The 25,377-nt window shown below is 63.5% G+C and carries 20 protein-coding genes and 3 pseudogenes; 14 read left to right on the plus strand and 9 right to left on the minus strand.

The window, feature by feature from the left end; all coding sequences use genetic code 11:
* The first annotated feature begins 40 nt into the window (after window positions 1-40).
* The 9 genes and pseudogenes from NVV77_RS19990 (at window position 41) to NVV77_RS20030 (ending at window position 8,423) form a co-directional block, all read left to right on the plus strand.
* Window positions 41-334: a hypothetical protein gene (locus NVV77_RS19990; RefSeq protein WP_295415922.1), complete on the plus strand. Its 294-nt coding sequence runs from the start codon at window positions 41-43 to the stop codon at window positions 332-334.
* Window positions 271-1,074 carry a zinc-binding dehydrogenase gene (locus NVV77_RS19995; RefSeq protein ID WP_295415925.1) on the plus strand — a complete coding sequence of 268 codons (804 nt, stop codon included), beginning with the start codon at window positions 271-273 and terminating at the stop codon, window positions 1,072-1,074. Before NVV77_RS19990 ends, NVV77_RS19995 begins: the two co-directional genes overlap by 64 nt.
* A gap of 138 nt (window positions 1,075-1,212) precedes the next feature.
* Complete coding sequence (locus tag NVV77_RS20000) at window positions 1,213-1,935, plus strand: DUF1013 domain-containing protein (protein ID WP_295415928.1); 723 nt, start codon at window positions 1,213-1,215, stop codon at window positions 1,933-1,935.
* 209 nt (window positions 1,936-2,144) lie between these two features.
* Entirely contained in the window at window positions 2,145-2,903 is a 759-nt protein-coding gene (locus NVV77_RS20005; protein ID WP_295415931.1) for a sulfite exporter TauE/SafE family protein, read from the plus strand.
* 59 nt (window positions 2,904-2,962) lie between these two features.
* The gene (locus tag NVV77_RS20010) at window positions 2,963-4,765 is read left to right on the plus strand and encodes a M3 family oligoendopeptidase (RefSeq protein WP_295415936.1); all 1,803 of its coding nucleotides are present in this window, start codon (window positions 2,963-2,965) and stop codon (window positions 4,763-4,765) included.
* Between the two features lie 91 nt (window positions 4,766-4,856).
* A complete protein-coding gene (locus tag NVV77_RS20015) occupies window positions 4,857-4,970 on the plus strand; it encodes an aa3-type cytochrome c oxidase subunit IV (protein WP_295415937.1) in 114 nt (37 codons plus the stop codon).
* A gap of 57 nt (window positions 4,971-5,027) precedes the next feature.
* A pseudogene (locus NVV77_RS20020) lies at window positions 5,028-6,236 on the plus strand (Re/Si-specific NAD(P)(+) transhydrogenase subunit alpha); the annotation flags it as partial.
* 412 nt (window positions 6,237-6,648) lie between these two features.
* A complete protein-coding gene (locus NVV77_RS20025; RefSeq protein WP_295415939.1) occupies window positions 6,649-7,011 on the plus strand; it encodes a proton-translocating transhydrogenase family protein in 363 nt (120 codons plus the stop codon).
* An 8-nt stretch (window positions 7,012-7,019) separates the two neighbouring features.
* On the plus strand, window positions 7,020-8,423 hold the full coding sequence (locus tag NVV77_RS20030) for an NAD(P)(+) transhydrogenase (Re/Si-specific) subunit beta (protein WP_295416249.1): 1,404 nt from the start codon (window positions 7,020-7,022) through the stop codon (window positions 8,421-8,423).
* An 82-nt stretch (window positions 8,424-8,505) separates the two neighbouring features.
* Here the strand turns inward: NVV77_RS20030 and NVV77_RS20035 are convergent, their stop codons facing one another.
* The 6 genes from NVV77_RS20035 to NVV77_RS20060 all read right to left on the minus strand — a co-directional run bounded on the left by NVV77_RS20035 (window position 8,506) and on the right by NVV77_RS20060 (window position 15,967).
* Window positions 8,506-10,767, minus strand: coding sequence for an insulinase family protein (locus tag NVV77_RS20035; RefSeq protein WP_295415942.1), 2,262 nt, complete (start codon window positions 10,765-10,767; stop codon window positions 8,506-8,508).
* The gene (locus NVV77_RS20040) at window positions 10,739-11,416 is read right to left on the minus strand and encodes an insulinase family protein (RefSeq protein ID WP_295415944.1); all 678 of its coding nucleotides are present in this window, start codon (window positions 11,414-11,416) and stop codon (window positions 10,739-10,741) included. Before NVV77_RS20040 ends, NVV77_RS20035 begins: the two co-directional genes overlap by 29 nt.
* A gap of 70 nt (window positions 11,417-11,486) precedes the next feature.
* Window positions 11,487-12,461: an aldo/keto reductase gene (locus NVV77_RS20045; protein WP_295415947.1), complete on the minus strand. Its 975-nt coding sequence runs from the start codon at window positions 12,459-12,461 to the stop codon at window positions 11,487-11,489.
* Window positions 12,458-14,146, minus strand: coding sequence for an ABC transporter ATP-binding protein (locus tag NVV77_RS20050; RefSeq protein ID WP_295415950.1), 1,689 nt, complete (start codon window positions 14,144-14,146; stop codon window positions 12,458-12,460). The genes NVV77_RS20045 and NVV77_RS20050 overlap by 4 nt, the downstream gene beginning before the upstream one ends.
* A gap of 100 nt (window positions 14,147-14,246) precedes the next feature.
* Window positions 14,247-14,924 (minus strand): GntR family transcriptional regulator, encoded by a 678-nt coding sequence (locus NVV77_RS20055; RefSeq protein ID WP_295415953.1) that lies wholly within the window; start codon window positions 14,922-14,924, stop codon window positions 14,247-14,249.
* 137 nt (window positions 14,925-15,061) lie between these two features.
* On the minus strand, window positions 15,062-15,967 hold the full coding sequence (locus tag NVV77_RS20060; RefSeq protein WP_295415955.1) for a LysR family transcriptional regulator: 906 nt from the start codon (window positions 15,965-15,967) through the stop codon (window positions 15,062-15,064).
* A 95-nt stretch (window positions 15,968-16,062) separates the two neighbouring features.
* Between NVV77_RS20060 and NVV77_RS20065 the strand changes: the two genes are divergently transcribed.
* Both NVV77_RS20065 and NVV77_RS20070 read left to right on the plus strand, forming a co-directional pair.
* Window positions 16,063-16,686 (plus strand): class I SAM-dependent methyltransferase, encoded by a 624-nt coding sequence (locus NVV77_RS20065; protein WP_295415958.1) that lies wholly within the window; start codon window positions 16,063-16,065, stop codon window positions 16,684-16,686.
* Window positions 16,687-16,775: 89 nt separating this feature from the next.
* Window positions 16,776-18,285, plus strand: a pseudogene (locus tag NVV77_RS20070) (DUF87 domain-containing protein).
* Window positions 18,286-18,464: 179 nt separating this feature from the next.
* Here the strand turns inward: NVV77_RS20070 and NVV77_RS20075 are convergent.
* Window positions 18,465-19,331, minus strand: coding sequence for an aldose 1-epimerase family protein (locus NVV77_RS20075; protein ID WP_295415961.1), 867 nt, complete (start codon window positions 19,329-19,331; stop codon window positions 18,465-18,467).
* Window positions 19,332-19,534: 203 nt separating this feature from the next.
* On the opposite strand from NVV77_RS20075, the pseudogene hrpB reads away from it, so the two are divergent.
* Window positions 19,535-21,980, plus strand: a pseudogene (hrpB, locus tag NVV77_RS20080) (ATP-dependent helicase HrpB).
* Window positions 21,981-22,141: 161 nt separating this feature from the next.
* On the opposite strand, the gene msrB reads toward hrpB, so the two are convergent.
* Window positions 22,142-22,543 carry a peptide-methionine (R)-S-oxide reductase MsrB gene (gene msrB, locus NVV77_RS20085; RefSeq protein WP_295415963.1) on the minus strand — a complete coding sequence of 134 codons (402 nt, stop codon included), beginning with the start codon at window positions 22,541-22,543 and terminating at the stop codon, window positions 22,142-22,144.
* A gap of 124 nt (window positions 22,544-22,667) precedes the next feature.
* Here msrB and NVV77_RS20090 point away from each other — a divergent pair, with 124 nt between their 5' ends.
* Entirely contained in the window at window positions 22,668-23,288 is a 621-nt protein-coding gene (locus tag NVV77_RS20090; RefSeq protein ID WP_295415966.1) for a pyridoxamine 5'-phosphate oxidase family protein, read from the plus strand.
* A 40-nt stretch (window positions 23,289-23,328) separates the two neighbouring features.
* On the opposite strand, the gene NVV77_RS20095 is transcribed toward NVV77_RS20090, so the two are convergent.
* Entirely contained in the window at window positions 23,329-24,738 is a 1,410-nt protein-coding gene (locus NVV77_RS20095) for a hypothetical protein (RefSeq protein WP_295415969.1), read from the minus strand.
* A 186-nt stretch (window positions 24,739-24,924) separates the two neighbouring features.
* Here NVV77_RS20095 and NVV77_RS20100 point away from each other — a divergent pair, with 186 nt between their 5' ends.
* Entirely contained in the window at window positions 24,925-25,350 is a 426-nt protein-coding gene (locus tag NVV77_RS20100; RefSeq protein WP_295415972.1) for an OsmC family peroxiredoxin, read from the plus strand.
* Window positions 25,351-25,377 lie beyond the last annotated feature (27 nt).

The raw sequence follows: 25,377 nt of genomic DNA on the forward strand, positions 1-25,377 counted from the left end.
ACCCTTGCCGGGCAAGCCCGCTTTACGCCAGCATGGGAGCATGACCGAGCAAATCACCCTCCCCCCGACCATGTCGGCCATCCATATTGCAACGCCCGGCGCCCCCGATGCGCTCCAGGTGACGTCGCTGCCCCTGCCCGAGGTAAAACCCGGCGAGGTGCTGATCCGCGTCGCCGCCGCCGGCGTCAATGGACCGGACCTGGCGCAGCGGCGCGGCCACTACGATCCGCCGCCCGGCGCCTCCCCCTGCCCGGTCTCGAAGTCGCAGGTGTGGTTGTCGCTTCGGGCGCGGGCAGCAATCGCCACCGCATCGGCGCCCGCGTCATGGCGCTGACCAATGGCGGCGGCTATGCTGAATATGTCGCGGTGCCCGAGGGCCAGGTCCTGCCCGTTCCCTATGGCTGGAGCTTTGCCGAGGCCGCGAGCCTGCCCGAAACCTGGTTCACGGTGACACAGACGCTCGTCATGCGCGCCGGCCTGATCCCCGGCATGACCGTCCTCGTCCACGGCGCCTCGGGCGGCATCGGCGGCGCTGCCATCCAGATCGCGACGCTCCTCGGCGCCAAGGCCATCGGCGTCACCTCAAGCCCCGAAAAATCAGCCTACGCCCTTTCGCTCGGCGCCGTAGCCACGATTGATCGCAGCGAAGACATTGCCGAACGCGTCCTCGCCCTCACCGAAGGGCGGGGTGTCGACCGCGTCGTCGACGTCGTCGGCGGAGACATGGCTGCGGTCAATGTCGCTGCCTCCGCCCGCTCCGGCCATATCGTCCTGATCTCGACGCTCGAAGGCGGTTCAGCCCAGGTGCCGCTGCGCCAGATGATGGCCAAGGGCATCACCATGTCCGGCTCGACCCTGCGCCCGCAATCGTCCGAGACCAAAGCCGCCATTGCAGAGCGCATCGCCTTTTCGCTCCTGCTGCATCTTTCCCTGCCCGATTGGGTAAAGCCCAAGATTTCCACCTTCGCGCTTGAAGATGCCGCCCGCGCGCATGAGCAAATGGAAACGCGAAATCATATCGGCAAGCTGGTTCTCTTGACCTCCTTCGGCAGAGCCCAAGAAAATTTGCGCTAATAAATGGTTATGGCCTGACTTCAGCGTTGCGGAAACCGGGCCAAAACTCTATATTGTGAGCAGTTCCCCCTCAGCATTTGGCTTTTGAGGCGGAGCGGTCCGGAGGAAAACCGGCCGCGCCAGCAGGAGAGTTTTACCATGTCCCAGCCCCTACTTATGCCCAAGGCAACCGCTGTCTGGCTCGTGGACAACACGGCTTTGTCCTTCGACCAGATCGCTGCCTTCTGCACGCTGCATCCGCTCGAAGTGCAGGGCATTGCCGATGGCGACGTCGCCTCCGGCATCATGGGTGTCAATCCGATCCAGAACGGTCAGCTGACCCGCGAAGAAATCGAGAAGGCCGAGGCTGATCCCAATTATCGCCTGAAACTTTCCGATCCAAAAGTTCGCGTCGCTGCCGTCAAGCGCAAGGGCCCGCGCTATACCCCGATCTCGCGCCGCAACGAGCGCCCCAATGCCATCAAGTGGCTGGTGCGCAATCATCCGGAGCTGAAGGACGCGCAGATTATGCGCCTCGTGGGCACAACCAAGTCCACCATCGAGTCCGTGCGTGAAAACAGCCACTGGAATGCGGCCAACCTTGCAGCCATGGACCCGGTGACCCTGGGCCTCTGCAGCCAGATCGAGCTCGACCTCGAGGTCAAGCGCGCCAGTAAGGATGCCGGCATTCCCAACGAAGTGTCTGAAGGCACGACGCTGCTCACCGCCGAGGAAGCCCTGGCCCGCGCCACCGCCCGCCAGGAAGAATATGGCAGCGAAGAGGGCGAAGGCGACGGCCGCCGCACTCAGGCCAACGAAGACATCGACGCAGATTCGGTCTTCGCCAAGCTCAAGTCGCTGAAATCCGACGCCGACGAATAAGCCTTCTGGCAGTCTCGAAATTGAAATCCCCGCCCTCGTGGCGGGGATTTTTGTTTGTGGGGCCTGATCGCGCCCGCCAACTCGATGTCACCCCGGCGAAGGATGAACTGAACAAGCCGATACTAAAGCGCCGGGATGGGAAGCCCGGTTGACAAACCAACCATACAAGAGTGCTCATACCCACCCTGCCCGCCGGATTCGCCTCTCCCATGATCGACCCCATCTTCGTTGCCGTCGCCGTCTTTGCGGTGCTGATCGTCGGCCTGTCCAAAGCCGGCTTCCTGGGGGGACTAGGCGTCGTCGGCGTGCCCCTTCTGGCTCTGGTCATGCCTGCCCGCGACGCTGCCGGCATGATGCTGCCGGTGCTGCTCTGCATGGATGCGGTGGCGGTCTGGATGTATCGCAAGGAATTCGACCGCAGCATTCTCAAGATCATGCTGCCCGGCGCCGCCGTCGGCACGCTGCTCGGCTGGGCCCTCTGGGCCTTTGTCAGCGACGCCGTGGTGCTGCTGATGGTCGGCATCGTAACGCTGCTCTTTGTCATCGACGCCATGCTACCGCTGCGCAAGAAACTCGAAGGCCTGCCGCCCTCAAAGCCATGGGGCGCCTTCTGGGGCAGCATTGCCGGTTTCACCAGCTTCATTTCCCACACCGGCGGCCCGCCGTTCCAGATCTACGTCCTGCCCAAAAAGCTGCCGCCCGCCGTCTATGCCGGCACGACCTCGGTGTTCTTTGCCGTGGTCAACACGGCCAAGCTCGTCCCCTATTTCTTCCTCGGCCAGCTCTCGGTGAGCAATCTCAGCCACTCCGTCATGCTCGCTCCGGTGGGCATTGTCGGGGTGCTGCTCGGCGTCTGGCTCGTCCGCCGCATCTCGGTAAGACTCTTCTACCAGATCGCCTATTGGCTGGTTCTGGTGCTGGCGCTCTACCTCGTGTGGCGCGGCGTCACGGACGTTTTTCTGACCTAGCTTCGAGACATGCACCTCGCTAAGGTCCACCGCACTTAAGACTATTCGGGAGTTCATCCATGAGCGCTGTCGCACAAAAGGGTCACAACCAGTTCGGCAATCTGCCCACCTGGGACCTCAATGATCTCTACCCCGGCAAGGACAGCGCCGAATTCAAGGCTGCGCTCGAGGAGTCAAAGCGCCTCGCCGCCAAATTCGAGAGCGACTACAAGGGCAAGCTCGCCGACCTCACCAAATCAGGCGGCCTCATCCAGGCGATTAGGGATAGCGAAGTTCTGGGTGATATCACCGGCCGTATCGGCTCCTTCGCCTTTCTCCAATATGCGCAGCGCTCGACCGATCCGGACCGCGCCAAATTCATGGGCGACACCAATGAAGCGCTGACCACGCTCTCGACCCGCGTGCTGTTCTTCGAACTCGAACTCAACCGCGTCGACGACGCCGAACTCGACGCCGCCATTGCGCGCGACCCCGAACTCGCCCGCTACAAGACCTGGTTCGCAGAACTGCGCAAGGCAAAGCCCTACCAGCTCGACGACAAGCTTGAAGAGCTGTTCCACGACAAGTCCGTCACCGCCTTCTCCGCCTGGAACCGGCTCTTTGACGAGACCATGTCGAGCCTCGAATTCGAGGTCGATGGCGAGGTGCTGAACCTTGAATCGACCCTGCACCTCCTCTCCGAAAAGGACGAGAAGAAGCGAGAAAGCGCCTTCAACGCGCTCGCCAAAACTTTCAAGGCCAATGGCCGGCTCTTCACCCACATCACCAATGTCCTCGCCAAGGACAAGGAAATTTCCGACCGCTGGCGCGGCTACGAAGATATTGCTGACTCCAGGCACATGGCGAACTCGGTCGAGCGCGAAGTCGTCGACGCCCTGCAGTCGGCCGTCGAAGCCGCCTATCCGCGCCTTTCGCACCGCTACTACAAGATGAAGGCAAAATGGTTCGGCAAGGAAAAGCTGAACGCCTGGGACCGCAATGCGCCCCTGCCGACCAGTGACGAACGCATCTGGGATTGGGACACGGCCGTTACCACGGTCCTCGACGCCTATGGCCGCTTCTCGCCAGACCTCGCTGACGTCGCCAAACCCTTCTTCAATTCGGGCTGGATCGACGCGCCGACTGGCGAAGGCAAACTCTCGGGCGCCTTCGCGCACCCGACCGTGCCCAGCGCGCACCCATACCTGATGCTGAACTATCTCGGCCGCACACGCGATATCATGACCCTTGCCCATGAGCTGGGCCACGGCGTGCATCAGCGCCTCGCCGCCGCGCAGGGCCCGATCCTCGCCAATACGCCTCTCACGCTCGCCGAAACCGCCTCGGTCTTCGGCGAAATGCTGACCTTTAGGGCGCTCCTCGACAAGACCACCGACCCCAGGCAGCGCTTCGCCTTGCTGTCTTCCAAGGTGGAGGACATGCTCAACACCGTGGTTCGCCAGATCGCCTTCTACACCTTCGAGCGCCGCGTCCACACCGCGCGCCGCCAGGGCGAATTGCGCACCGAGGAAATCAACCAGATCTGGCTCGATGTGCAGTCCGAGTCACTGGGCGACGGGATCATCCAGAACGAAGGTTATGACATCTTCTGGACCTATATCCCGCACTTCATCCATTCGCCCTTCTACGTCTATGCCTATGCTTTCGGCGATTGCCTTGTGAACTCGCTCTACGCACAGTATGAGAAGTCGAGTGAAGGCTTTGCGGAGCGCTATTTCGAGCTCCTGAAGGCCGGGGGAAGCAAGCATCATTCCGAACTTCTGGCGCCCTTCGGGCTCGATGCCAAGGACCCCAACTTCTGGTCGCTCGGCCTTTCGATGATCGAAGGGCTGATCGACGAACTTGAGGCGACTTCGCCCTGAGTGCACTAGAATAGAAGACGACTATACTTTCGAGGACGAGATGGCCGCAAAGCACGCCCAACACCACTCCGAGCCGGTACTGGAATCCGCAATGGATTACACCGAACACGAAAAGACCTATAACGGCTTCATTGCCGCGGTGAAGTGGTCGGTCATCGGCACGGCCGCCCTGCTGATCATTCTGTTCTTCGTGGTCCAGCCCTAAAATACTTTTAGCAGGCAAGAGCTGCCTGCCCGCCGGCAGGCGGGTAGGAGAGTTCTCATGAAAATTGCGGTTCTGCGGGAAACCGTGGCAGGCGAACATCGCGTCGCCGCCACGCCCGAAACCGTCGCCAAGCTGATCGGGCTTGGCGCAGCTATCAGCGTCGAGAAGGGCGCGGGCCAGGGGTCGCGCATCAGCGACGCCCAGTTCGCCGAAGCCGGCGCCAGTGTCGCTGCTTCCGGGGCCGAAGCGGTCAAGGGCGCAGACATCGTCCTCGCCGTGCGCCGCCCCGCCGCCAAGGCGCTCGCCGGCACCAATCCCGGCGCCCTCCTCATCGCCGCGCTCGACCCCTATGGCAATGAGAGCGAAGTCGCCGCCCTCGCCAAGGCAGGCGTCACCGCCATCGCTATGGAATTCATGCCGCGCATCACCCGTGCGCAGGTCATGGACATTCTCTCCTCCCAGGCCAATCTCGCCGGCTACCAGGCCGTCATCGAAGCCGCTGCCCATTTCGGCCGCGCCCTCCCCATGATGATGACCGCCGCCGGCACCGTGCGTCCGGCCAAAACTTTCGTCATGGGTGCCGGTGTCGCCGGCCTCCAGGCCATCGCCACCGCCCGCCGCCTCGGCGCCGTGGTCTCGGCCACCGACGTGCGCGCCGCTGCCGGCGAACAGGTTGAATCGCTCGGCGCTAAATTCATCATGACCGACACTCTCAAGGACGCCTCGGGCACCGGCGGCTATGCCCGCGAACTGACCCTTGTCGAGCAGCAGGCCCAGGCCGAGCTCGTCGCCGGCCATATCGCGAAGCAAGACATCGTCGTCACCACCGCCCTCATTCCCGGTCGCCCGGCACCAAAGCTGGTCACCAAGGCAATGGTCGAAAGCATGGCGCCCGGCTCGGTCATCGTCGACCTCGCCGCCGAACGCGGCGGCAATGTCGAACTGACCCGACCCGACGAAGTCGTCGACCATAATGGCGTAACCATTATCGGCTTCACCAATCTCGCGAGCCGCATCCCCACCACCGCCAGCCAACTCTACGCGAAAAACCTCCTCTCCTTCCTCGAAACCCTGATCGACAAGAAGGACAAAAAGCTCGCGATCAACTGGGAAGACGACCTGGTCAAGGCCACCGTCCTCACCCGAGACGGCGCCGTGGTGCACCCCAATTTTGCCCCCGCAGCAGCCCCGGTTGTTGCCGCTCCTGTCGCCGTGCCAAAGCCCGCGCCCAAGGCGCCAAGCAGCAAGGTCGAAGCCAAGGCCGCGCCAGCCAAGACCGGCGCCGCCCGCAAGGCTCCAGCCAAGCCCGCCGAGCATAAGGTTGACCACAGCGCCTCCATCGCCAAACCAGCGCCAAAAACCGGCACGAAGAAACCGGCCACCAAGCCGGCCGAACATGTCGAAGACCACGCCCCGGCCAAGGCACCAGCCACCAAAACGGTGACGGCGAAAAAGCCCGTGGCCAAGAAGGCCGCGGCACCGGCCGCCGCCGAACCCGACCACAGCGCCGCGGCCCCACCGGCTGCGCCAAAGCCCCGCGCTACCAAAAAGCCGGCCACCAAACCGGCCGAACACATTGAAGACCACAGCGCCGCAGCGCAAAAACCTGCGGCCAAGAAGCCGGCGACAAAAAAACCGGCCGTGAAGAAGACTGCCGCACCGGAGGGGGGCCAGTAAAATGGAAGCAACTGCAAACACGGTCGCCGATGCCGCGACTGCCCTGGCCCATGGGGCCATTGGCGGGGCCATCGACCCCTTCATCTTCCGCCTCGCCATTTTCGTATTGGCGATCTTTGTCGGCTATTTCGTCGTCTGGAGCGTCACTCCGGCCCTCCACACGCCCCTGATGAGCGTTACCAATGCCATCTCATCGGTGATCGTCGTCGGCGCCCTGCTCGCCGTCGGCGTACAGCTCGCCAATGACGCCAGCTGGATCAGCAAGGTCTTTGGTTTCATCGCCCTCGTCTTCGCCTCCGTAAACATTTTCGGTGGCTTCCTCGTGACCCAGCGCATGCTGGCCATGTACAAGAAGAAGGGCTGAGCGAAATGATCGACGCCAATATCGCCGCCCTCTTCTATCTCGTTGCGGGCGTGCTCTTCATCCTGGCGCTCCGCGGGCTGTCGAGCCCCCGTTCGGCCCGCCAGGGCAATCTCTTCGGCATGGTCGGCATGGCCATCGCCGTCGTCACCACGCTCCTCGTCGCAGCCCCCAGCGATTGGGTGAGCTGGCTGCTGATCATCGGTGGCCTTGGCCTTGGTGGCGGCATCGGCGCCTATGTCGCCCGCGAAGTGAAGATGACCGACATGCCCCAGCTTGTCGCCGCCTTCCACTCGCTGGTGGGCCTCGCCGCCGTCTTCGTGGCCGCGGCCGCCCTCTACGCCCCTGAAGCCTTCGGCATCGGCGTGCCCGGCGATATCCACGCCCAGGCGCTCATCGAAATGTCCATCGGCGTCGCCATCGGCGCCTTCACCTTCACCGGCTCGGTCATCGCCTTTGCCAAGCTCAACGGCAATATGTCGGGCAAGCCGATCATCCTGCCGGCCCGCCACCTGATCCACATTGTCCTCGGCATCGTGCTCTTGGCGCTGGTCTGGGCCTTCACCGTCACGGCCGAGCCTTGGCTCTTCTGGGCGATCACCGTGCTCGCCCTCGTCCTCGGCGGCCTGATGATCATCCCGATCGGCGGCGCCGACATGCCCGTCGTCGTCTCCATGCTCAATTCCTATTCGGGTTGGGCCGCAGCCGGCATCGGCTTTACCCTCGGCAATACGGCTCTGATCATCACCGGCGCCCTTGTCGGCTCCTCGGGCGCGATTCTCTCGTACATCATGTGCAAGGCGATGAACCGCAGCTTCATCTCGGTCATCCTCGGCGGCTTTGGTGGTGACACTTCATCCGCTACCGGCGGCGCCGAAGAAGACCGCCCCGTAAAACAGGGCGCAGCCGAAGACGCTGCCTTCCTCATGAAGAATGCCGGCAAGGTCATCATCGTGCCCGGCTATGGCATGGCCGTGGCTCAGGCCCAGCACGCCCTGCGTGAAATGGCCGATCAGCTCAAGGCGGCAGGCGTCGAAGTCAAATACGCTATCCACCCCGTTGCCGGCCGCATGCCGGGCCACATGAACGTGCTGCTCGCCGAAGCCAATGTGCCCTATGACGAAGTGTTCGAACTGGAAGACATCAATTCCGAATTCGCCCAGTCCGACGTCGCCTTCGTCATCGGCGCCAATGACGTGACCAACCCCGCCGCCAAGACCGACAAGACCTCGCCGATCTACGGCATGCCGGTCCTCAACGTCGAAGACGCCGGCACAGTGCTCTTCATCAAGCGCGGCATGGCCGCCGGCTATGCCGGCGTCCAGAACGAACTCTTCTTCCGCGACAACACGATGATGCTTTTTGGCGATGCCAAAAAGGTCACCGAAGACATCGTGAAGAGCCTCGGCCACTAAAACATTGTGGGCGCCCAAGGCGCCCCATCTCATCCACTGTGTGATCCCCGCGAAAGCGGGGATCTTTGTTTGGCGCGTTGCCTCACATCACCTTGCTGACTTCCATCAGCCCCGGCCGCTGATCATTCGCCGCCTTGATAGCCGTCTCGCCACCCAGCACCACCACATGGCCCTTCTCGGCCAGCACATCGAGCGCATCGGCCAGCGCCGAAAAGTCCTTCTGGCTGGCGCCAAGGATTTCATCCCGGCGCTGCTGGCGGATGGCATCAGTCGTGCCGGTAAGTATCCGCCACATGGCAGAATAGCCCTTGGAATCGACGAATTCCGGCCGGTCAGCATCGCCAATAACGCCGATGATCGAGCGCGTCAGATCGGTCTCGCCAATCCCCGCCCGCAGCGCCTTGGCCGCACCGTCATAGACATCGAGCGTCTTGAGCAGGTTCGGGTCGCGATAGGATAGGAACGAGAAATTGCCCGATGACAGGTCAAACCGGCTCGACCCACCATAGGCCCCGCCCTGTACGCGCACCTTGTCCCAGAGATAGGTCGTGTTGAGGAAGCGCAGCACCACGGCCGAAGCCGCCGAGGCTTCATAACCCAGCGCCTTCAGGTTCGCGCCCTTGCCGACATAATTGACCTGCGCCGGAATGACCAAGCCCTCGGACTTCGGCTCCGCCGCAAAGCCCCAGTCATGCGTCACCGCATCGCTCTGCGGCAGCCCCTCGACGAAGCTCGCCAGCACACCGCGCGTCTCGGTAAAGAGGCTCGCGTCGGCCGTCAGGTTGACCACCATGCCCTTGCGATTGAAGAGGACATCGCGGATGCGCCGGAACGTGGCTTCCACCCCAGCCCAATCGCTATCAATGCGCTTCACCAGATCGCGCAGGAAGTTGAGATAGCTGACGCCACCCAATTGCTCAGCCGCCCAGCTTGCCTCGGTCAGGCCCGCCTTGAGGCGCGTATCGACAATGGAGTTGCCGGCCGGGATCATACGGGCCTCAAAACCCGCCTTTTCCTCCAGCGCCATCTGACGAATGCGCTCCTTGTTGTCGAGCCGCGCATCGAGCAACACCTCGCCCATGATGTCGAGCATGTCGCCAAACTTGGCCGGCACCGATTTCCCCGACAGGAAGAACCAGGCCGCCGTCTCGTCATTGTCGAGCCGCGTCGCAAGGCTGCGATGCTGGGAAATGCCGCCCGTCGTGCGCCCAATGCGCTGCGTCAGGCTGACAAAATCCTCCTTGCTCGTGCCGGTCTGCAACAGCGCCCGACCGAACAACGGCAGATAGGGCAGCAGCGCCGGCTCCAAGACCTTCAGGTCAAAGCCGAGATCGAGATACAGGATCCCCAGCGTCGGCAGATCGTGATGCATCAGCCGCGCACCATGGAGATTGCTCTCATCAGTCGGCAGCGTACGGATCGAGCGGTCGAGATCGCCCAGCGTCAGCGTCGGAATCTTTGCCAGGTCTTCCGGCTTGTCGACCTCTTCCTGCAGCGCCTTCAGCTTCTCGGTCTGCGCAATCGTCGCCTTCAGCGCCGCGTCGTCCATGCCAGCACGAACCGCGGCGAGCTTGTCGTCTTCTTGCCTCTTTTCGCGCGCACCCAGCTCCGGATCAGCTTCGATCTTCGAGGTGATGCGATGCGTGTTGTCGAGGAACAGGCGACGGATTTCCTTCTCGAAATGCCCCTGCCCGGCCTTTTCCTTCAGCGCCGTCAGCGCCGCTTCAAAAGTCAGCGGCTCCAGCGGATCGCCGCCATGCAGCCACGAGCCAAGCGCGGTGAACATATAGCTCATACCCCGCGGCTGGCCGCCGGTGTTCTGCTCGCGCAGATGGAATTCAAACGTGTTGAGCGCCGCCTCGCGCTGCTCGTCGGAAAAGCCGGTTTCGGCGAGTTCCGCCAGCGTATCGAGCACCAGCTTTTCGACCTTTTCGGCGTCCGCCGGATCGATCCCCTTCAACCCGAACCCAGCCATGGGCTGGCGCAGCCAGGTGGAAATGCCACCGCCCAGCATGCTCTCGCCAATCCCGCTCTCGGTCAGCTTCTTGCGCAGCGGCGCCGCCGCATTGCCGGCCAGCAGATAGCTCAGCAGGCCGTGGCTCAGCGTTTCCTCACGGCCGCTTGGCGGATCGATCATCCAGTTGACGCTCGCCATGCCGTCACGACGCTTTTCCGCGTCGACCGTCCCGGCATAGGCCCCGCTCACCTGCCGCGGTGCATTCCAGCGCGGCTGCAACGCAATATCGGCGTCCACGGGCGCCGCATCGAATTGGCTGAAAACCTCGTCCAGAATTTCGAGCCGCTTCTCCGGCGCGTCATCGCCCGAAAAAAACCACGCGGGCATTGGAGGGGTGGTAGAACTTGGTGTGAAAGCGCTTGAACTGCTCATAGGTCAGCGCTGGGATATCCTTGGGGTCGCCACCCGAGGAGAGTCCATAAATCGTATCGGGATAAAGCGCCCGCTGCGTCTGGTCGTGCATCACCGAGTCGGGCGAGGAAAACACGCCCTTCATCTCGTTGAAGACAACGCCCTTGTAAACGAGCGGCGCATCGAGGCTATCCAGCTCATAGTGCCAGCCCTCCTGCGCAAACGTGTCTTCCGTAAGAAGCGGGAAAAACACGGCGTCGAGATAGACATCCACAAGGTTGTAAAAATCCTTGAGATTGGCGCTCGCCACCGGATAGGCCGTCTTGTCCGGAAAGGTCATGGCGTTGAGGAAAGTGTGCATGGAGCCCTTGAGCAGCTCCACGAACGGCTTCTTCACAGGATATTTTCTGCTGCCGCACAGCACCGAATGCTCGAGAATATGCGCAATGCCGGTCGAGTCATCGGGCGGCGTCTTCAGCGTCACGCCAAAAACCTTGTTCTCGTCGTCATTGACAAGGCTCAGCACCTCCGCCCCGGTCTTCTTGTGCCGAAAGAGCTGCGCCTGCGAATTGATCTCGGCAATGGACTCGTCGCGCACAAGCTCGAAAGCGGGATGGATAGACATGATACTGGCTCGTCTTGTTGTTTTGTGAAGCTAACCTAGGTGCGGCGGTACGGTTCCGCTAGGGCCGGGCCTACACCCCGCCGCGGATCTCGGGCTTCACTTCTTTCTGATACCACTCGCCGAGCTGGTTCATCAGCGCCGGGAACAGGTTCTTGCGCTCGGTGGCAGCAACATTGTCGGCGATCTGCTCGGGCTTCGACACGCCGGCAATGATGGTGGAAACCTGCGGATGATCGAGAATCCAGCGCAGCGCAAACTGGCTCATCGGCACGCCCTCGGGCGCCAGCCCCTTCAATTCCTGCACCAGCTCGACTCCACGCTCGAACTTGATGCCCGAAAACGTCTCGCCCACCGAGAAAGCCTGCCCATCGCGATTGTAGTTGCGATGGTCTGACGTGTCGAACGTAGACGTCTTGTCATACTTGCCGCTCAAGAGCCCGCTCGCCAGCGGCAGACGCACGATGATCCCGACATCCCTCTCCGCCGCCAGCGGCAGCAGCTTTTCCGCTGCGTCCTGCCGGAACAGGTTGAAAATGATCTGCAGCGTGGCACAGCCAGGCTGTTCCAAACAGATCAGGCCTTCCTCGATGGTCTCGACGCTGGCGCCCCAGTTGCGCACTAGGCCCTCAGCCCTGAACTCATCCATCCAGCCAAAGATTTCGCCACTCCGCAGCACCTCGGTCGGTACGCAATGCAGCTGTGCCAGATCAAGCGAGGCAACGCCAAGCCGCTGGGCCGAACCAACAAGACTTTCGCGCACCCGGTCCTTGCTATACTTGTTGGGAAAAAGCGCTGCCGACCGGCCAAGCTTGGTCGCGACCTTTACGCCGGACGCCTTGGCATGTGCACCGATCCGCCGCTCGGAAAGCCCGCCGCCATAGACGTCCGCCGTATCCCAGAAATTGATCCCGGCGCCATTGGCGGCATCGAGAATGGCAGAAGCCGCCTCGTCCTCGACCGGCCCGAAATCGCCACCCAACTGCCAGCAACCAAGGCCGATCTCGCTGACCTCAAAACCCGTCTTGCCCAAGCGCCGCGTCTTCATTCTACGGTCTCCGTCTCTTTCTCGGCCGGTTCTGTGCCCAGCGCAATAATCTGATCGTCCGGCCCGATCACGCTGCGCCTATGGGTAATGGCGAGGATGGTCACGCCATCCAGCCCCCGCAATTCGCGCATGATCTGGCCCTCGGTTGCCTCGTCGAGCGCCGAACTCGCTTCGTCGAGGAACAATACTTTGGGCCTCGCGTAAAGTGCACGCGCTATCGACACGCGCTGCCTTTCCCCACCCGAAAGTTTTAGGCCGCGCTCGCCCACCGTGGTTTCAAAACCTTCCGGCAGATTTTCGATAAATCCAAGGATCGAGGCACTGGCCGCCGCCTGCCGCATGCGCTCCATATCGAATGGCCGCCCAAGCACGATATTGGCCGCAATGGAATCGTTGAGCAGCATCACATCCTGCGGCACGACGCCCACGGCATCGTACCAGTCGGACCGATCAATCTGCGCGAGATCGACACCATCGACGAGAATGCGCCCCTCCGTCGGCTCGAGCGATTTGAGCGCCAGCCGGAACAGCGTCGTCTTGCCCACCCCGGTCGGCCCCGTGATGAAGGCAATGCGTCCGGGCGACACGGAAAAGGACACGGCTTCGAGCGTCTGCCGGTCACCATAGCGGAAGCCGACCCCGTCAAAACTAATCTGCCCCGTGACCGATGTCAGATGGCGATCACCATGGCTCGCCCGATCGTCCGGCGCCTGCCACATCTCAGCAAAAGGCTTGAAGCGCGAGATCGACCGCATCACCTCGTCGATCGCCGTGCCGATCATTTCGAACGGCCGGTTGAGCTGCACCAGCACGAGGTTGATCAGCACGATATCGCCCAGCGTCATCAGCCCCTCGGCAAAGCGCGGCAAGAGGATCACATAGGTCACCGCCAGCTGCACGGCGAGCGCCAGACCAAACAACCCCGACAGCGCAATGCGCCGCCAAGACCAGCCGACCCAGGATGCGCGCGCCAACTCCGCCTTTTCGGCAAACTTCTCGCTGATCCAGCGATCCCCGTTGAAGTAGCGGATCGTCTCCATCGCATTGACGGAATTGCCGACAAAACGCGCATTGTCCTGATTCGCTTCGATCGCCTTGTCGAGCAGCGGCCGCGTCCATTGATTGGCGAAATAGGTCAGCGTGATGAAGCAGAGCCCATAGATCACCACGATGACGACAATCTCGCCGCTGATCGCCGTGCCAAGCAGAGCTATGGAAAGGGCGATCTGTGCCACGCCGGGCACAAACACCATCAGCGCCAGTTGCACCAGCGATTGCACGGCCCCTTCGCCCTGCGCCCGCGCCGTCTGGATCGCCACCGGATTGTGCTCGATGAAGAAGGTGCCGGGCTTTTTGAGAAGCTTTGAAAAAAACTCCGTCGCCGCGCTGAATTTCAGGTTTTCCGAGGTCATGAACGACATGAAACCCGAGGCATAGCCAAACAGCGTCTCAAAGCCCCGCATCACCGCATAGCCGACAAAAGCCGTAGCAATACCGGCCGCGACATTGCCGGCGGCCAGCTCGTCGACCAGCCGCGAAAACACATAGGGCGTCGCGATGGAAAGAACCGAGGAGGCGAGCGTGACCACCGTGATGCCGGCCAGCATCAGGCGCGAGTCTTTCCAAAAATGGCGCAAAATAGCCCGCAGGGCGGGCAAGGCCGTCGTCCAGTCCGTTCGGGTCATGGGCGTTCCGCTCGTCTGCCGGGGCGTTCAGAAGGACGCGTAACCTGACGAGGCGAGCGCCTCGGGTCAACCCGCTGCGAGCAGAAAGGGGACGCGCAGCCTATTCAAAATAGTCAGGAAAATCCGAGATCGTCTGGTTGAGCAGCAGTTCGGCCCGGGCCAGATGCGCCCGCATCGCCGTCTCGGCAGCCATCGGATCGGCCTTGGCCACCGCCTCTACAATCTGCTTGTGCTCAGCAATCGCCCGCTGCGTCGAAGAGACGCCGAGCGTCAGATAGCGCACGCGATCAAGCTGCATCTTGTGATCGTCGATGAGCTGCCAAGCATATTCGACACCCGCCAGACGCGCGAGAGTCCGGTGGAACAGCTCGTCGAGCGTATGAAAGCGCCGGGAGTCACCGGCATCGGACGCCGCTTCCTGGTCGGCGATCAGTTTTGTCAGCACGTTTGCCGCATCATCGCTCGGCTGCCCGGCAACCCGGCGGATGATTTCCACCTCGATGCTTTCGCGAATGAAGCGTGATTGCCGCACCCCGACCGGCGAAATCTTCTTCACCACCGTCGCCCGCTTGGGACGGATCAAAAGCAGACCCTGCTGGGCCAATCGAATAAAGGCTTCACGCACCGGCTGGCGCGACACGCCATAGCGGCCGGCAATATCGCTTTCGGAAATCACATCGCCAGGCTTGAGCGCCATGGTGATGATATCATCGCGCAGCGCATCGACGACGCGCATGGCGATGGTTTCCTTGGTATTTTTCAATGCCGCTGCGGCCATGGCTCACCGATTCCTTGATTGCCGACCATGGGCCGAAATGGCGGCCGTGGCTCTATGCCCCCGCCGACTTCCACAGTTTTCTGGGCTTTTGGCATCTTCCCCATCCTTCCATACAAGAATGGCATTCGCGCCCCATGTCAATTCGCCGGTTGCGACACCGCAGCCAGCGCCTCGGCGAGGAGGTCGAACACGACCCTTATGCGCCGCGCCGTGCGCAATTCACGATGCGTCGCAAGCCATGTCGGCACTGGCACCCCGACAAAGGCGGGCCAGGCCTCTTCCACCTCCGGCGTGCGCTCGGCCACCGCCTCCATCATCAGGCCCAACAGCATGCCGCGCCGCACCCAATCCCAGGCGACGAGCCCACTATTGGTCAGCAGCGGAAAATTCGCCGCGGTCAGCGACAGGCCGTTGCGCTGCAATTCGGCGAGGATGATCTCGACACTATCGGAAAAGCCGACAAATTCGGCCCGGCTCAACCCGGCCTGATCGACCGGCCGTCCTATTCTGTCGAGCAGTTCCGGCGTGCCATAAATCTTGGCCACCGTATCCGGCAGCCGCCGCGCAATAAGCTCCGCCTCCTGCGGCGGCACATGCCGAATGGCTATATCGGCCTTGCGCCGGATCAGGTCCTCCACCGAATTGGAAGCCACCACGTCCACAACAATGCCCGGTGCCATCCGGCGCAATTTTACGAGAACAGGCGGCAGCAGATATTGCGCATAGACATCGCTGGCGGTGATGCGAACCAGCCCTTCCACCGACTGCGACTGCCGCGACGCCACCAGCGCGATCGTATCCGACGCCTCGCCCATGGCCCGCAGCGGCGCAACCAGTTCCCGCCCCGCCTGGGTCAGCACCAGCCCGCGGCCGACACGCTCGAACAGCGTCACGCCCAGGCTTTTCTCCAGCGCCGCCACCTGTCGCCCCAGCGTCGGCTGAGTCAGCCCCAGCTTTCGCGCCGCGCCCGAAAGCGACCCCGCCTCCACCGTGGCGAGAAGCGCACGCATCTGATTCCAGTCGAGGTCGCGGCGATCATCCATGCATCCATGTATATGATCTGTGCCTGTTTCTGCAATTTTGTTGACCCGCGCAAAGCTCTATTTTCCTAGCGATGGAACAGTGGAGGAGAACCGGCATGAGCGGACAACAAGCGTTCTGGAATCGCATGGCCGACCGCTACGCTGCCCAGCCGGTCGCCGACGAAACCGCCTATCAGACCAAGCTCGCCGCCACCCGGCGCCTCTTGCGCCCCGATATGGAGCTCTTCGAATTCGGCTGCGGCACAGGCTCCACCGCCCTGATCCACGCCGCCAATGTCCGCCACATCCGCGCCGTCGATTTTTCCGAACGCATGATCGAGATCGCGCAGGGCAAAGCCGACAAAGCGGGCACCAAAAATATCAGCTTCGAAGTCGGCTCCATCGAAAACGTGGATCTCGCCCCCGAAAGCCTCGACATGGTGCTCGGCATGTCCATCCTGCATCTGCTCAAGAACAAGGAAGCCGCCATTGCCAAGATTTTTCGGGCCCTCAAACCCGGCGGCTATTTCCTCACCAGCACGGCATGTCTCGGCGACATGATGCCCTTCATCCGCTTCGTCGCGCCCCTCGGCAACCGGCTCGGCTTCCTGCCCCATCTCGATGTCATGACGCAAAGCCAGTTGCGCACCGCCATGGAGACTGCCTGCTTTGCCGTCGAGCACGAATGGCTGCCCCAGAGGAAGGCCGCCGTCTTCATGATCGCCCGCAAGCCGGCCTAAACCCCAAGACTCTGTGAATTGAACTGCCGCTTTGCCGAATCGGCGCCGCGGCGTGCTAAAGGTCCCTCCACGCGTGTGCTGGAGTTGAGATGCAGGTTGCAATCGACATGGGCGAGAGCCGGGGTACCGGCACTGCCCACATGGACCTTGAGGAATTGCTGGCCACCCGTCTCCTGGTCCAGGGCAATTCCGGTTCCGGAAAATCCCACCTTCTACGGCGCCTCCTCGAACAATCCGCCCCCTGGGTGCAGCAATGCGTCATCGACCCCGAAGGCGACTTCGTCACGCTCGCCGATAAGTTCGGTCATCTCGTCGTCGACGCCACCCGCACCGAAGCCGAGCTTACCCGCATCGCTACCCGCGTGCGCCAGCACCGCGTCTCCGTCGTCGTCAATCTCGAAGGGCTCGATGCCGAACAGCAGATGCGCGCCGCCGCAGCCTTTTTGGGCGGCATGTTCGATGCCGATCGTGATTTCTGGTACCCGGTCCTCGTCGTCGTCGACGAAGCCCAGCTCTTTGCCCCCGCCGCCGCCGGCGAAGTTTCAGACGAAGCCCGAAAAGTCTCGCTCGGCGCCATGACCAACCTGATGTGCCGCGGCCGCAAACGCGGCCTTGCCGGCGTCATCGCCACCCAGCGCCTCGCCAAACTGGCGAAAAACGTCGCGGCCGAAGCCAGCAACTTCCTGATGGGCCGCACCTTCCTCGACATCGACATGGCCCGCGCCGCCGACCTCCTCGGCATGGACCGCCGCCAGGCCGAACAGTTTCGCGATCTCGCCCGCGGCCATTTCGTCGCCCTCGGCCCGGCCGTCTCGCGTCGTCCACTGCCCATCGTCATCGGCCCGGTCGAAACCTCAGCCCGTTCCACGAGCCCCAAACTGACCCCGCTGCCCGAAGCCCCTGTCGATGCCGCGGATCTCATCTTCACCATGGACCCGGACGAAATCGCCCGCCCGGTCGTGCGCCGCCCGCCGCCACCGCCGCCCCCCTCGACCAACGAACTCCTTGCGCAGGTCGCCCGTGCCCGCGCCGAACGCGAGCCGGAACCGACCTCTCTTCCCCGAGATCGACGAGGCCGAACGCGAAGAAACCATCAAGTCGGTCATGATCGAACTGATGAGCGATCCCGACGCCGGGTTCCGCAATACGGCCCAGCTCTATCAGGATTTTCTGGTGCGCTGCCGCATCCGCCGCGTGCCGGGCGAACCGCCGGCCCTGCCCGCCTTCAAGCGCCTCCTCGCCGTCGCCCGCGTCGCACCCGACGAAGAAACCGCTTCATCCGACGGCTGGCAACAGGCCCTCACGCTCTCGGAAACGCTCACCGACGACGTCCAGGGCGTCTTCCTGGTCCTGGCGCAAGCAGCCCTCACCGGCGGCCCCTGCCCCTCGGACGCGACCATCGCTCGCCTCTACGGCACGCACTCGACTAGCCGCGCCCGCCGCCTTCTCACCTGGTTCGAAGAGCGCGGCCTGATCGTCATCCGCACCGACTTCCGCAACCAGCGCATCGCCGCCTTCCCCGATCTCGGCGTCGAAACAGCCCCGGGCGATCCAAATGGCCCGGATGTCATCGCGGAAGAGCGCGGCGCGGCGGAATAGCCGCCGGCCCCAAACCGAATTCGCTACTGCGAATTCGGCGCCCCCTCATCCGGCGCTTCGCGCCACCTTCTCCCCGATGGGGAGAAGAATGGCTCGGCGTTTGATCGGGCACAGTGCCTCTTATTCCTCTCCCCCTCGGGGAGAGGGTGGATCGCCCGAAGGGCGAGACGGGTGAGGGTCTACCCCACCAACTCCGCCCTGAACGAATACTTCGCCACCGCCCCCGGCCCCAGCAGCGCCGTATAGGGCCGCTGATCCAGCGCATCCGACCCGCCAACTTCCGCCGCCGTCCCGTGCCAGGGCTCGAGGCAGACAAACCCCGCCCCCGGCTTGGTCCACAGCGCAAAGTTCGGCAGATTTTCCCAGGTGAAGTGAATACTCGGGCCATTCTCGGCCCCATAGACCAGCCCCGCCCCCGCCCCTTCCGGAAAGATCATCGCATCCTTCTCGAAATCGGCATGGTCCAGCGCCAGCGCACCCGCCACAAAGGGCGAAGCCAGCGGCTCGGGATTGACCAACCCTCCCGAAAGCCGGAACAACGCCGGCTCCCCGCCATTTTCGAGCGTCACGCTGTGCTTCTGCCCCTCCCCACCCGGCAGCGGCCAGGCAAAGGCGGGATGGAAACCCACCCCATAGGGCATGATCACTGAATCCCGATTGGTGACAGTCGCGGTAACGATCACCGCCCGTCCTTCCAGCCGATGCTCCACATCGAGCTGGAAATCGAACGGGAACATGGCCCGCGTCGCTTCCGAGGCTTCGAGTCGGTAAACACAGTGCTCGCGCCATTCCTCCACCAGCGTAAAGGCACTGCGGCGGGCAAAGCCATGCTGGCCCATCTGGTAGCGTTTGTCTCCGACACTGACCACGTCCATGGGGGCGCGACCCACCATGGGGAACAGAACCGGCGACCGGCCGGTCCAAAACGTGGCATCTCCGCTCCACAGCCAGTTTCGACCATCCCGGGCCGATAGCGACTGCATTTCGGCTCCCAGAGCCGCCACGTCTACGGTCAGGTCGCTATTGCTGATTCGAGTGAGTTGCATGTGCGTCCTCCAGGCAATCTCTCTTTAGGCGGGGCAGCGGACCCTAGCCTTGTTGAATAATCAAGGAAACCACCTGAAATGCCTTCACCAAAAACGATGGGATCACTTTTGCGATGTGAAGGCGCGGCAAAAACCTGGCCACAGGCAATCGCTTGAGTGATTAGCAGGTCGCGAGTAAGCAGCGGGTAAAGGATTTTGCTCCCATGCCCATGCCGCCGCTGCCGATCGACGCCGCCCTGCCGGCCTTGGCCGATGCCCTCGCCAAAGGCAGCAGCGCCGTGCTCGTTGCCCAGCCCGGCGCCGGCAAGACCACGCGCGTACCCCTCGCCCTCCTCGACGCCCCCTGGCGCAATGACGGCCGCATCGTGGTCCTCGAACCCCGCCGCCTCGCCGCTCGCGCCGCCGCACGGCAAATGGCAAAACTCCTCGGCGAAGACGTCGGCCAGACCGTCGGCTTCCGCGTCCGCATGGAATCGAAGGTTTCGAGCAAAACCCGCATCGAAGTCGTCACCGAAGGCGTCTTCACCCGCATGCTGCAGGACGACCCCGAACTTTCTGGCGTCGCCGCCGTCCTCTTCGACGAATTCCACGAACGAAGCCTCGACGCCGATCTCGGCCTGGCCCTCGCGCTCGACGCCCGCGCCCTGCGCCCGGACCTCAAACTCCTTGTCATGTCGGCCACCATCGACGGCGCCCGCGTGGCAAAACTCCTCGACAACGCCCCCGTCATCGACAGCCCCGGCCGCACTTTTCCGGTTGATACGATCTATGCCGAGCCCGACCCTCTGGAGCGTCTCGAAGACCAGGTCACAAAGGCGGTCCTCAAAGCCATGCGCGAGCACGAAGGTTCTGCCCTCGTCTTCCTCCCCGGCCAGGGCGAAATTATCCGAACAGCCGAACGCCTCGCCACCCGCCTGCCGCCGAACACCGATCTCGCCCCGCTCTACGGCCAGCTCACCCCCGCCGAGCAGGACGCCGCCATCCAGCCCCTCCCCTGCCGGCCGCCGCAAGATCGTGCTCGCCACCTCCATCGCCGAAACCTCGCTGACCATCGAAGGCGTCCGCATCGTCGTCGATTCCGGCTTCCGCCGCGTCCCCGTCTATGAGCCAGCCACGGGCCTGACCACCCTCGCCACCGTCCGCGTCTCCCGCGCAGGTGCCGACCAGCGCCGCGGCCGCGCCGGCCGCACCTCGCCCGGCGTCGCCATTCGCCTCTGGAACGAAGGACAGACGGCAGCTTTGGAAGCCTTCGAAACCCCCGAAATCCTCTCCGCCGATCTCTCTGGCCTCGTCCTCGACCTCGCCGCCTGGGGCGTCAGCGATCCCAAAAATCTCGCCTTCCTCGATCCCCCACCCACCCCCGCCTGGGCCGAAGCCAAGGCGCTCCTCACCCGCCTCGATGCCATCGATGATGAAGGCCGCCTCACACAGGCCGGCAAAGCCCTCGCCAAACTCCCGCTCCACCCACGCCTAGCCCACATGGTCGTTGCTGGCGCCGAAGATGGCGACGCTGAAACCGCGGCCGAACTCGCCGTCCTCATCGGCGAACGCGGCCTTGGCGGCGACGACTCAGACCTCGCCCGCCGCCTCGACCGTTTTCGCACCGACCGCTCCCCCCGCGCCCAGGACGCGCGCGCCATGGCCAAGCGCTGGAGCAAACTCGCCGGCGGCACCAACAAAGACCCCCGCGACCCCGGCCACCACCTAGCCCGCGCCTTCCCCGATCGCGTCGCCCAGCCTGCCGGACCGCGCGGCCGCTTCCGCCTCGCCAATGGCCGCCAGGCCCAGGTTGAGGAAACCCATTCGCTTGCCGGCGCCAGCTTCCTCGTCGTCGCCGATATCACCGGCAGCGCCACTCAAGGTCGCATCCGCTCCGCCGCTGCCCTCGACCCAACTGACCTCGAAACTCTCTTCGGCCATCACATCGTGAGCGAAACGACGCTCACCTTCGACCCCGCCTCCGGCTCCGTTCGCGCCCGCCGCCAGCGCCGCCTCGACGCGCTGCGCCTCGCCGACGAACCGACCCCCGTCACTGATCTCGAAAAAGCGGCACAAATCCTCGCCGAGGCCGCGCTAAAGCGCCCCGAAACTCTGCCCTGGAGCAAGGACCAAAAGGCCCTCCGCGCCCGCGCCACTTTCCTCCGCCAAACCCTTGGCGAAGAATGGCCGGACCTCTCCGACACCGGCCTCGCTGCCGACCCTAGCTGGCTGACGCCGCACATAACTGGCGAAACCCGCCTCTCCGCCATTTCGGCCGATCACCTCGGTCAAGCCCTCGATACGCTCCTGCCCTGGGCCAAAAAGCAGGAAATCGACCGCCTGCTCCCCAGCCACTTTTCCGCCCCTTCCGGTAGTCACCTCCCCATCGACTACGCCGCGGAAAACGGCCCGGCGCTCGAAATCCGCGTACAAGAGCTTTTCGGCCTCGACCGCCACCCCAGCATCGCCAATGGCCGCATTCCGCTCCTTTTGGTACTGCTCTCCCCCGCCCACCGCCCCATCCAGACGACGCGCGATCTCCCCGGCTTCTGGCGCGGCAGCTGGAAAGACGTCGCCAAGGATTTGAAGGGCCGGTACCCCCGTCACCCCTGGCCCGACGATCCCCTTGCCGCCCCGGCCACCAGCCGCGCGAAACCAAGAGGCACTTAAGATCCCTCCCTCCCACGGCGTCATTCCCGCGAAAGCGGGAATCTCTCTTCGCTGGAGCAGCGCCAGAGACGGAGATTCCCGCTTTCGCGGGAATGACACCGGGTGTGTGGTTAGCGACTATCCAACAAAAAACCCGCGGCTCGCACCGCGGGTTTTCTCATTCAAGCCGCCGTAAAATTCAGCGCCACGCCATTGATGCAATAGCGCAGCCCCGTCGGCGGCGGACCATCGGGGAACACATGCCCCAGATGGCTGCCGCAGGTGGCGCAGTGCACTTCCTCGCGCACCATGCCATGGCTGCGGTCGATCGTGCTTTCAACAGCACTCGGCAGCGGGTCATTGAAACTCGGCCAGCCGGTACCGCTTTCAAATTTCAGCGTCGACCCAAACAGCGGCGTATCGCAGCCGGCGCAGGCAAAAGTGCCCTGACGGGTCTCGTGCAGCAGCGCGCAGCTGCCCGGCCGCTCGGTGCCGTGCTGGCGCATGATGTAATACTGTTCAGGCGTCAAACGCTCCCGCCATTCAGCGTCGGTCCGGGTCACGGGATAGGCATGGGCATCCATGGCTTAACTCCTTTGTCGCACTGTCATTCGCTGGAGATATAGGTTTAGTTACACCCATCCACCAGCGCCAGATTCATCACGCCGCGCTGACCAGCCCGCCAGCACCGTTCTGAAAGAGGTCTTCATGTCCCAGCACATCGTCTCGTCCATTGCTGAGCTCGAAGCCCTTTACCTGCCCGCCCCCGTCGCCGCCTCGACCGTGAAGGTCGCCCGCGCCATGACGCCGGAATATCGCCGCCTCATTGAAGCGAGCCCCTTTGCCGCCCTCGCCACCGTCGGGCCCGAAGGCATCGACTGCTCGCCCCGCGGCGACAAAGCCGGCTTCGTCCGCATTCACGACGACAAAACCCTGATGATGCCCGACCGCCGCGGCAATAACCGCATCGATTCCCTCCGCAACATCGTCCGCGATCCCCGCTGCGCCTTTTTGTTCCTCCTCCCCGGCTCCGGCACCACCATGCGCGTCAATGGCCGCGCCCATCTGTCGGTCGATCCCGCGCTGCTCGAGAGCTTTGCGGTCGACGAAAAGGCCCCGCGCTCGGTCATCGTCCTCGAAATCGACGAACTCTATTTCCAGTGCGCCCGCGCCATCGTCCGCTCCGAACTCTGGAATCCGGCCCGTCATATCGACCCGGCAACGCTCCCCTCACCCGGCCAGATCCTCGCCGCCATGAGCGAAAACCAGGTCGGCGGCGATCCCTATGACAAGGCCTGGCCCGAGCGCGCCAAGGCCACCATGTGGTAAGAGGTCAAGGGGACTGAACCCCTGACAATTTCGCGCGGCCCTAGTCTTCCGCCCCGTCAAATTTGTAAAGCGCCTGCCCGCCAAGCAGCGGCGCTTCGCCCTTGTGCCAGAGATGCGCGTCGCAGAGGCGATCGATCCGAGCGGCAAAATCGTCGGCCAGGGCAACGCTTTCGGGCGTGGGCGGTCCGGCCTGCAGCATCCCTGCCAACATCTCGCGCAACCCGGCTGCATGCAGCATCTCGGCGAGTATGGGCAGATCGTCCAGGCTCGGATCGGCTATGGCCCTGGCCGTATCCTCATGCACGGCGCCGGCGAGCGCCAGCCAGCTGTCCCAGTCGGAGAATTCGGACGAAAGCAGGTCTGGCGGATTTGCCGGCAATTCCCCTTCGCCCTGCAGATAGGGCCAAAGCGCGTTGACGGCGACGATCCAGTCCAAAATGTCGCCGACATTCTCACGCCCCACCCGGTTGATGCCAAAAGTGGTGCTGCCGAACTGGCTGCGAATGGCGTCGGCATCGAACCCCTGCGTGTCAAACGCCTCGAGCGTCGCCAGCCAACCCGCGTCCAGTGGACCCGTGAGCGACAGGTCGCCGTCGAAGCGCTTGAGCAGCCGCTTGGCCACGGCCGCGGCTTCGCCAAAGGCGCCGGTCTGGTTGAGGAATGTCGTGATCAGCGAGATTTCTGGCTGCCTGGCAGAGGCCCAGGCGACGAGGCCCGAGGCTTCGCGCCAGGATTGTGCCTCGGCATCCTGCCGGGCCGTGCTGCGCGCCAGAATGGGATTGCCGTTGAGGCCGGGTATCCAGCCCCAGATGGAAACGAGATTGTCCTCCTCCTCGGCGCTCATGCCTTTGACATGGTCTGACCATGCCTTTGGATCTTCCTGCGCGGCGGCAAAGCCGGCACCGAGCCAATCAAGACCCTGGCCGGCCGCAACCGCGCCCAATTCGGCTTTGACAGTGTCGGGCTGGTCGAAGCTGACCGTCACCATCATCTGGCCGAGCGGGATGCGGTTTCCCTCGGGCAGCGCGGCAATCGCGGCCATTGCGGCCTCGGCCTCGCCGGCCAGCAACAAGGCGCGCATGGCGGACGGCATGGCCGTATCGACCATGGCGGCCATCGCCTCGGGTGAGAGGTCGGCGGTGCCGCGGTGCACAAGCCAGGCCATTTGGAGGTCGGATGCGCCATGCACGCGCGCCTCGACAGCTTCGGACAGCAGGCGGTCCATTTCTGCATCGCCGAGGTCGCCATAGCGGGAAAGCAGGTAGATGGCCCGGGTGCCGAAGCGTCGCGCCTGCAAGGGCGGCAAAACCTCGCGTCCCGCAAGAACCGTTGCGGCCAGGGACTGGATGATGGGTGCGCAATCGTCCTGCGCCAGTGCCGGCATGCTCGAAAGAGAGCCGAACAGAACCCCGCCCACCAGGATCACACGCGCAACCACAGACCGGGCCATGCCAACCTCCGCTCGCAGCAGAAGCACACTATAGCCGCTCCCGCGGAAGCCTCCAACCGGTCGCCTCGCGGCGGCCTCAGAGGTTGAGCAACTGGCCACACACCGATTGAAACTTCAGTTTCATCACCGCAACTGCTAGGGTTTGCCTTGCCATGAAGCGCATGGATGCAACCTCAGGAGAGCACAATGAAGCGCACGGCTACCGCCAACTGGACCGGAACGCTGACGGAAGGTACTGGCACCCTCGATGTCCCGAGCGGCGCGTTCGCGACACTGCCCTATACCTACAAGGGGCGGTTCGTCGATGACAGCGGCCGGTCGGGCACCAGTCCCGAGGAGCTGATTGCGGCGGCGCATTCTGGGTGCTTCGCGATGCAGCTGGGACATTTCCTGGCCGAGAATGGCACCCCGGCGACCAATCTCAAGGTCGAGGCGGCAGTCACCCTCGTTCCCGGCACCGGCATCACCGGCAGCGCGCTGACCCTGGTCGGCACCGTGCCAGGCATCGACAATGCCACCTTCCAGGAACTGGCGGAGAAGGCCAAGGCCAATTGCCCGGTGTCCAAAGCCCTGGGCGCCATCAGCATCACGCTCGAGGCGAAGCTCGCCTAAGTCTGGCCCATCAAGCGCCCGTGCTGG

It is taken from the genome of Devosia sp. (genome assembly GCF_024707125.1).
Taxonomy (GTDB): domain Bacteria; phylum Pseudomonadota; class Alphaproteobacteria; order Rhizobiales; family Devosiaceae; genus Devosia.